Origin of the sequence: Sutcliffiella horikoshii, from assembly GCF_021991925.1 — a bacterium.
GTDB classification, from domain to species: Bacteria; Bacillota; Bacilli; order Bacillales; family Bacillaceae_I; genus Sutcliffiella_A; species Sutcliffiella_A horikoshii_F.
Genome location: NZ_RXZI01000006.1, coordinates 229,057 through 237,173 on the forward strand (window position 1 = coordinate 229,057; position 8,117 = coordinate 237,173).

An 8,117-nucleotide genomic window follows, 5' to 3' on the forward strand; every position below is an offset into this window, starting at 1 on the left:
AGGAAGAGGTGTTTTCTAGTGAATATAAAATCCATTGAACCTACTCCAAGTCCCAATACAATGAAGGTTATTTTAAGCGAAGAGTTACCAGCAGGTGCAAGAAATAATTATATGACCGAGAATGAAAATGAGGCACCTGAAATTATTCAGCAAATACTGAAGATCGAAGGCGTAAAAGGTGTCTATCATGTGGCCGATTTCCTAGCTGTCGAGAGAAATGCTCGTTTTGACTGGAAAGGAATACTTTCTGAAGTAAGGGCAGCTTTTGGGGAAGAAGAAGAGCATCAAGAAGGTACTAAACAGCAATCATTGGAAGGCTTTGGAGAGGTAAAAGTATTTGTCCAAATGTTCCAAGGTATCCCTATGCAAGTGAAATTAACCGATGGTGAACAAGAAAAACGTGTGGGGTTACCTGACCGGTTCATGCAAGCCATTTTAACCGCTCAACAAAACCAAGATAATGTAGTACTAGAGAGAGAATGGAAAGAGCATGGTGTCCGTTATGGCGACCTTGAAGCGGTGGGTACGGAAATCGTTGAAGAACTATCTGCAACTTTTACCGAAGAACGGATAGAAAAAATGCTTAAACAAGAAGAAAATCCAGATAAATCGAATACAATAAAGTCAAAGCAACGTTACAAAGTGACGCTAGACATGTTAGACGATCCTGATTGGTCTAAACGCTTTGCCGCGCTTGATCAAATGGATCCAAAAGAAGAGGATATTCCAGTGTTGGCAAAGGCACTCGAAGATGAAAAGGGTTCCATCCGCCGTTTAGCAACCGTCTATTTTGGCATGCTAGAAGAATCGGATATTTTACCTTACCTTTCCAAAGCACTAAAAGATAAGTCTGTAACCGTAAGAAGAACTGCTGGGGACTGCATGTCAGATCTTGGTGATAAAGCAGCAATGCCATCCATGATACAAGCACTAAAGGATAAAAACAAATTGGTGCGTTGGAGAGCGGCAATGTTCCTATATGAAGTAGGGGATGAAACAGCTCTACCTGCTTTGCATGAAGCAGAGGACGATCCTGAATTTGAAGTGAGCATGCAAGTGAAAATGGCCATTCAACGAATTGAAGGTGGAGAAGAAGCAAAAGGTTCCGTATGGAAGCAGATGACAGAACGTAACAATTAAAAGGAGGAATCTATCATGTCTATGGCATATGAAGAATACATGAAACAATTAGTAAAACCGATGAGAGACGAACTCACAAGAGCGGGTTTTGAAGAATTGACTACAAGCGAAGCGGTTGAGGACTTTTTCAGCAATGTGGAAGGGACAACACTGGTGATTGTCAACTCGGTTTGTGGTTGTGCAGCTGGATTGGCCCGTCCAGCAGCTACCCAGTCCGTTATTCAATCTGATAAAACCCCAGACCACCTAGTGACGGTTTTTGCAGGTCAAGATAAGGATGCCACTTCAAAAATGAGAGAAATATTTGGTGATATTCCACCGTCTTCTCCTTCCATGGCACTGATGAAAGGGAACGAAGTCGTACATTTCATCCATCGCCATGATATTGAAGCGAATTCGATGGAAAACATCATGACCAATCTGCAAGGAGCCTTTCATCAATACTGTCAATAGTGTTAATACTTAGGGGATGTGCGAACCTGGCACATCCCCTTTTTAAATGAAAGGCTCTGTTAAAGCATACTGTTGATGATAGCAGCAACCTAGCTATTGATTGGAGCAAAGACGAAGACTCTAGCAGGGAGTAGCAAAAATCTTGAGACCCCGGAGGGCGCAGCCTGAGGAAGCTGAAGATTGCCCCGCGGAAAGCGGAGCAGTTTGCGGAAATCAACAGCGGTGTTTACCATAGCCAAATGAAAAGATCCATTTAAAAGGGAGAAAACTTATGATTGTGACCACCGCGGGAAGAACAAATGAACAGATGATTCAAACTGCTAGAAAAATTGCTCAAGATCTAGGTTATCCTTATTATCAAAGAAACAAAAAATCAATCACAAAAATCTTTAGTGAAATGCAACAGGATATTCTCGTAATTGGAAAGAGCCGATTTGAATGGTACTGTCTCGGCAAGGACGAGCCGATATTCTTCCATCCCAATACAGCTGCTTTTAGAGCAAAAAGGTGGAAGAATGGGGAAGTGGAACCTTTCGTACAAGCAACTGATCTAAAAGAAGGAATGAAATTCCTGGACTGCACGCTCGGTTTGGCCTCCGATGCTATAATGGCCAGCCTGGAAACAGGACCGAATGGTCAAGTTGTTGGGATCGAGGGGAATAAGATGATGGCCTATCTTGTGAAAACTGGCCTAAAGAATTGGGAATCGGATATGGTGGAAATGAATGAAGCGATGAAGAGGATTGAAGTTCTTGAAGGTAATCATCAGAAGATACTCTCGACATTATCGGATAATAGTTTTGATGTGGTGTATTTCGATCCAATGTTTCATCAGGTATTAGAAGAATCAAATGGTATTGCCCCACTTAGAAATGTTGCTTTTTATGAAGAATTAACGGAAAAAGTCATAATGGACGCCATGAGAGTCGCAAGACACAGGGTCGTACTGAAGGATCATTGGCAAAGTGAGAGGTTTGATCAATTTGGTTTTATTGTTCGTAAGAGAAAAACAGCAAAGTTTCATTATGGTTACTTGAAAACTTAAGAGCCTTGTTGGGCACCCTATTTCTTGATGGTAACTCGAAGGAGAAATGAGGTGTCACAGATGGGCGGAAAAAGGAAAAAACCAGGAAATGTAGGTCTTTCCTCTCCTCAAGTAGAAGGACAAGGGACAACGAGTACAGAAATCGATGGAAAATCCATGTCCTCAAGCAGGAAAAGTACAAAGAAAAATTAATGAAAAAAACTCGCGGTGAGCCTAGCTCACCGCGAGTTTTTCTATTTTCTTATCAGTCAGCGATACATAAATATACTAAAGCCCCTAAAGTCACAAAGCATGATACGATGATAGCAACATCTGCCATAATAATTACCTCCAATATGTACTCTTTCTTAATATTAACAAAAAACCACAAATAAATGAATAAGAAATATTCGAAAACGTATAAACAAACATATTTTTGCTGAATTTGTAACAAAAGGTGTTGGAGAATGAAGAAAGAGAAAATAAATTGATAAAATTTTCTTACTTTTATGGTATACTAGTTTTATTATTTAATAGAGTTGTTGCATGAGAGAGATAGAGACGGAGGAAGACTAGCATGCCAAAATGGTTAAAAAAATCATTAGTAGTCCTTATAACAGCCCTTACATTCGGTACAGTATCGCCCCCTGCCTACTTGACAGTAGACGATCAAAAAGATGATTCCACATTTGGTGATTTTACCAATAAAGACTTTAACTACTCAGCTAATTACATTGAACCTATAGAGCAAGAACTTACTAAGGAAGCATTTCTATCTTTTGCGAAGGAACAGGCAGAAATTCAAAGTTTTACAAAATTCGGGTCCAGAATTGGTCCGAAAATACAGGATGAGTTTAAAGATATCATTTTTCCCAAAATGGAAGAAGTGATAAATGAACTTGCTACAGAACATCCGGAAGAAGAATTAAATAATTTGACCATTTCCGAGAATCCAACCGGTGGTGATAGTGAGAAGATTTTTCACATCTATCACGCCCAAACTGGAAAGGACTTGATTCGGTTCCACGTAAGAAAAGATCATCCACCTTTGGAGGGGTATTACTTCAACTTCCATTACCATACATACCATGATGAATTTCAAGGTCATCATACTTTGGGATCCATCTTTTGGGCAAAAAATACACCGCCTAAATGGTTGAGCTAGAGAGAGAATAAAAAGGGGGCATGACGATGAGAAAGTACACACTTCAACAAATGCGAGAGACAACAAAGAAAATGTTGGAAGACAGAGGCGTCATGATCAAGGACATCGCAGAGATCGTTCTTCTTCTTCAACAAAAATATATTACGGACGTCACGCTCGAAGACTGTATTCACAATGTAGAAAAAGTGCTAGAAAAGAGGGAAATCGTGCATGCTGTTTTAACCGGCATCTCTTTAGATATCTTGGCGGAAAAGAAATTGCTACCTGAACCTCTTCAATATCTCGTCGAAACCGATGAGCCATTATATGGGATTGATGAAATAATTCCTTTGTCCATTGTAAATGTTTACGGGTCAATTGGGTTGACCAATTTTGGTTTTCTCGATAAAGAGAAATTTGGTATTATTAAAAGCCTTGATGAACATGAAGGGGAAGAGGTGCATACCTTTATGGATGACATTGTGTGTGCACTTGCTGCAGCGGCTGCCAGTCGGATTGCCCATCGTTCACGAGATATAGAGGAAGCGGAATTGAACGAAGAGGAAGTAATCGTATAAAAACGTTGACTAAAGGGCTATCTTCAAAAAGAGGATGAGCCCTTTTTGTATTCAGGAGTTAATTGGTAAAAATTAATACCCTATATTAATGCAATGTTACAAAAATATCATTTAAATTAAATCCTTTTCCTGATATAATACTAGTATAAAAGAATTGAATTTTCAGATAAATCAACAACGGATATCAACTTGTACTGACACCATGAGAAGGAGAGGAAAGATGAAGCGGCGTATTCTGGCAATCATGTTATTAATCGTATTTACAATTATTCCGATATATTGGAAAGCATATGCAAGTCTGGATGCCATCCCACTTAAATACTACGACTCTCCCCAAATGGACGGCTTTCTTCACGATATTCCAAATAGGGAGACGATGAATCAATTGATTTACCTTCCTACTAGGGACTTTTCGGAAAAAGATGCTGCATTAATGATTCAACATGTGGCAAACATACCGCCAAATATCCTTAATGTATTGATACAGCAGAATGTCCACCTTTACTTGTTTAATGGAAAACTGACAGAAGTGGAGGGGTTTGAGCATTTGCAAGGGATCAAACCGAGAGGCTATAGTATGAATGGGTCTAACTGGGAAGATGTACCCGGAATAGGCGGCTCGAAGTTGGTGTTGGCGAAAATCGGACATAGTAATAAGGGAATGGGGCATGGGTCCGTTAACCTTGAACTCCATGAATTAGCCCATTCCATTGACCGATATGTACTAGGAAATGTCCGTCATAACCAAGCTTTTCAAGAAGCGTGGAAAAAAGAGGTTACTTCCATATTTCCAAACAGGAGTTACTTCCAGACCTTTCCTGAAGAGTATTTTGCTGAAACATTTGCCATGTATTATTTAAATGATGTTTCACGGCTTGAACTGGCAAAGCACGCCCCACAAACGTTCTTGTTCTTTGAAAATATGGAAAAAATGCCTTTAACAAGAGATTTCTTCGGTAAAAGGTATTAAATGGAGCATTCCTAAATTGGGAGTGCTTTTTTCTTTCCATAATTGTAATAAAATTTGCGACTTGCCTCTTCTTTTTTATGTTAGAATGTAGAAAGGAAAAATGACCGTTGATGAGGTGAAGGAATTGAAACAGTATCTAGATTTATGCGAACACGTCCTACATAATGGAACAAAGAAAGAAGACAGAACAGGTACAGGTACGATCAGTACATTTGGTTATCAGATGAGATACAATCTACAGGAAGGATTTCCTGTTGTAACAACAAAGAAATTACATCTCAAATCAATAATTCATGAATTACTCTGGTTCTTGGCCGGGGATACCAATGTAAAGTACTTGCAAGATAACGGTGTTAGAATATGGAATGAATGGGCAGATGAAAACGGAGAGCTTGGGCCAGTCTATGGTTATCAATGGAGGTCATGGCCGACACCAGATGGTGAACATATTGACCAAATAACCAATCTGATCGATCAGATAAAGCGTAATCCAGATTCCAGAAGGTTAATTGTATCAGCATGGAATGTTGCGAATGTCGATTCTATGGCACTCCCACCTTGTCATACTATGTTCCAATTTTATGTTGCTGATGGAAAGCTCTCTTGTCAACTTTACCAAAGGTCTGCAGATGTATTTTTAGGTGTTCCATTTAATATAGCTTCTTATGCCTTGTTGACGTTGATGGTGGCCCAGGTATGTGATCTGGAGCCGGGTGACTTCATTCATACATTAGGAGATGCACATATCTATTCAAATCATATAGATCAAGTAAAGCTACAACTACAAAGGGAACCGAAAAAATTACCGAAAATGAAACTGAATAAAGAAGTAACTTCTATTTTTGATTTCAAATTCGAAGACTTTACACTTGTCGATTACGATGCGCATCCGCATATCAAAGGAGTCGTAAGTGTATGATCTCCATTATTGTAGCAATGGACAGAAATCACCTTATTGGAAAAGAAAACGATCTTCCATGGAGAATTCCTGCAGATTTGGCTTACTTCAAAAAAGTTACAAGTGGTAGCACTATTGTGATGGGAAGAAAAACGTATGAATCCATTGGAAAACCGCTTCCAAATAGAAGGAATATCATTCTATCAAGAAAGGATTTTTTCGCAGAAGGATGTGAAACGCTCCATTCATTGGAAGAAGTTAAATCGATGGAAGAAGACAATAAAGAGCTCTTTATCATTGGTGGTGCACATATTTTCAAGGAAGCACTACCGTTTGCGGATCTTTTGTACTTAACCTATATCGATGAAGAATTCGAGGGCGATACCTTTTTTCCTACGCTTGATGAGAGGGAATGGCATTTGATATCCGAAGAAAAAGGTATGAAGGATGAAAAAAATCCATATGATTACTATTTTAGGAAATATAAGAGATTAACGTAATACTACATTTAGAGCAATAAATGGTCGTGTTATTTAGGGAGAGAAAGAAATGTTACGTACGATATGGTGGTTTGTTTACTTTTTTTGCTATCTCATTTATAGTTTGCCGACAATCAAAAAGGTGAAAAAGTTGGATCCTACCTTGACAGTGGAGGAAAAAGATACAATTATTCACCAAAAACCAAAACATTGGGCCAAAACCTTGGTCAAGCTTACAGGATCGGAGATTGAGGTGATTGGAGAGGAGAAAATTCCGCAAGGGCCGGTTCTGTTTGTGAGTAATCATCAAGGGAATTTTGATGTCCCGATCCTTATCGGTTTTCTTCAAAAACCTTTAGGATTTATTTCAAAAGTAGAAGTGAAAAAGATTCCCTTGGTCCCAAGATGGATGGAAGCGATGAACTGTGTTTTCATCGATCGTAAGGATAGAAGAAAGGCAATCCAGTCGATTAGGGAAGGTGTCCAAACCCTAAAGGATGGACATTCCCTAGTGATCTTTCCGGAAGGTACAAGAAGTAAGGGGAATGAAATGGGGGACTTCAAAAAAGGTGGGCTCCGTCTTGCTACAGATAGCAAGGTGCCGGTTGTTCCCATTACCATTTCTGGATCTTACAGAATCATGGAAGAAAGTAAATTCGGTTTTCAACCAGCCCATGTAAGGGTGACGGTCCATGATCCAATCTTCTTGCCGGAAGATGAAAAAGTGGATGGAAATCAACTCGGAATGGAAATCCAGAACAAAATTATGCAATACTTATAAAAATGAAGACCGCTACTTTTGTAGCGGTTTCAGTGTGTAGACAAAGCTATTTTAATCTTCAAGTTATGTAATAACTATGTTGATCGTAGTGGAAGGCGCGCAGACTCCTGCGGGAGGAAGAGACATGGGAGACCCCGCAGGGCGTAGCACGAGGAGGCTCCCGGACCGCCCGCGGAAAGCGAAGCGCCTGGAACGAAGATCATCATGTAAATGCAAATCTAAAATTGTTTAAATTCTAGTTGTTTTTGTAATCTAATTTAAGTCGCTTGATTTTCGCAACCGGCTCCACTTATCCAGAGGGCGACCTTTAGCCTCTCTCACTACAAGAGGTCTAATTAATGATGGCTTCCACCTCGAAGTGGTTTTCGATATATTCGATGATGACAATCTTTACCGAAATCCACCTTCGAGATTGTCTTCATACACCCGATGAAGACAATCTCAACCGAAAATCACCCTCGAAATTGTCTTCATACACCCGATGAAGACAATCTCAACCGAAATCCACCCTCGAGATTGTCTTCATACACCCGATGAAGACAATCTCAACCGAAAATCACCCTCGAAATTGTCTTCATACACCCGATGAAGACAATCTCAACCGAAAATCACCCTCGAAATTGTCTTCATACACCCGATGAAGACAATCT

At 39.7% G+C, this 8,117-nt stretch carries 10 protein-coding genes; all 10 read left to right on the forward strand.

Features of this window, described 5'->3' with window-relative positions; translation table 11 throughout:
* The first annotated feature begins 18 nt into the window (after window positions 1-18).
* The 10 genes from EKQ44_RS16200 (at window position 19) to EKQ44_RS16245 (ending at window position 7,467) form a co-directional block, all read left to right on the forward strand.
* The gene (locus tag EKQ44_RS16200) at window positions 19-1,140 is read left to right on the forward strand and encodes a conserved virulence factor C family protein (protein WP_237664577.1); all 1,122 of its coding nucleotides are present in this window, start codon (window positions 19-21) and stop codon (window positions 1,138-1,140) included.
* Between the two features lie 15 nt (window positions 1,141-1,155).
* A complete protein-coding gene (locus EKQ44_RS16205; protein ID WP_237664578.1) occupies window positions 1,156-1,593 on the forward strand; it encodes a BrxA/BrxB family bacilliredoxin in 438 nt (145 codons plus the stop codon).
* A gap of 271 nt (window positions 1,594-1,864) precedes the next feature.
* A complete protein-coding gene (locus tag EKQ44_RS16210; RefSeq protein ID WP_237664579.1) occupies window positions 1,865-2,638 on the forward strand; it encodes a class I SAM-dependent methyltransferase in 774 nt (257 codons plus the stop codon).
* 60 nt (window positions 2,639-2,698) lie between these two features.
* Window positions 2,699-2,830 carry a YuzL family protein gene (locus EKQ44_RS16215; RefSeq protein ID WP_237664600.1) on the forward strand — a complete coding sequence of 44 codons (132 nt, stop codon included), beginning with the start codon at window positions 2,699-2,701 and terminating at the stop codon, window positions 2,828-2,830.
* Window positions 2,831-3,194: 364 nt separating this feature from the next.
* Entirely contained in the window at window positions 3,195-3,782 is a 588-nt protein-coding gene (locus EKQ44_RS16220; protein WP_237664580.1) for a YpjP family protein, read from the forward strand.
* Between the two features lie 26 nt (window positions 3,783-3,808).
* A complete protein-coding gene (locus EKQ44_RS16225) occupies window positions 3,809-4,339 on the forward strand; it encodes a phosphatidylglycerophosphatase A family protein (RefSeq protein ID WP_237664581.1) in 531 nt (176 codons plus the stop codon).
* Between the two features lie 220 nt (window positions 4,340-4,559).
* The gene (locus EKQ44_RS16230; RefSeq protein ID WP_237664582.1) at window positions 4,560-5,309 is read left to right on the forward strand and encodes an anthrax toxin lethal factor-related metalloendopeptidase; all 750 of its coding nucleotides are present in this window, start codon (window positions 4,560-4,562) and stop codon (window positions 5,307-5,309) included.
* A 124-nt stretch (window positions 5,310-5,433) separates the two neighbouring features.
* Window positions 5,434-6,228, forward strand: a complete 795-nt coding sequence (locus tag EKQ44_RS16235; protein WP_269151690.1) for a thymidylate synthase — start codon at window positions 5,434-5,436, stop codon at window positions 6,226-6,228.
* Window positions 6,225-6,707: a dihydrofolate reductase gene (locus tag EKQ44_RS16240; RefSeq protein ID WP_237664583.1), complete on the forward strand. Its 483-nt coding sequence runs from the start codon at window positions 6,225-6,227 to the stop codon at window positions 6,705-6,707. Before EKQ44_RS16235 ends, EKQ44_RS16240 begins: the two co-directional genes overlap by 4 nt.
* Window positions 6,708-6,756: 49 nt before the next feature.
* Entirely contained in the window at window positions 6,757-7,467 is a 711-nt protein-coding gene (locus tag EKQ44_RS16245; RefSeq protein WP_237664584.1) for a lysophospholipid acyltransferase family protein, read from the forward strand.
* Window positions 7,468-8,117: the final 650 nt, after the last annotated feature.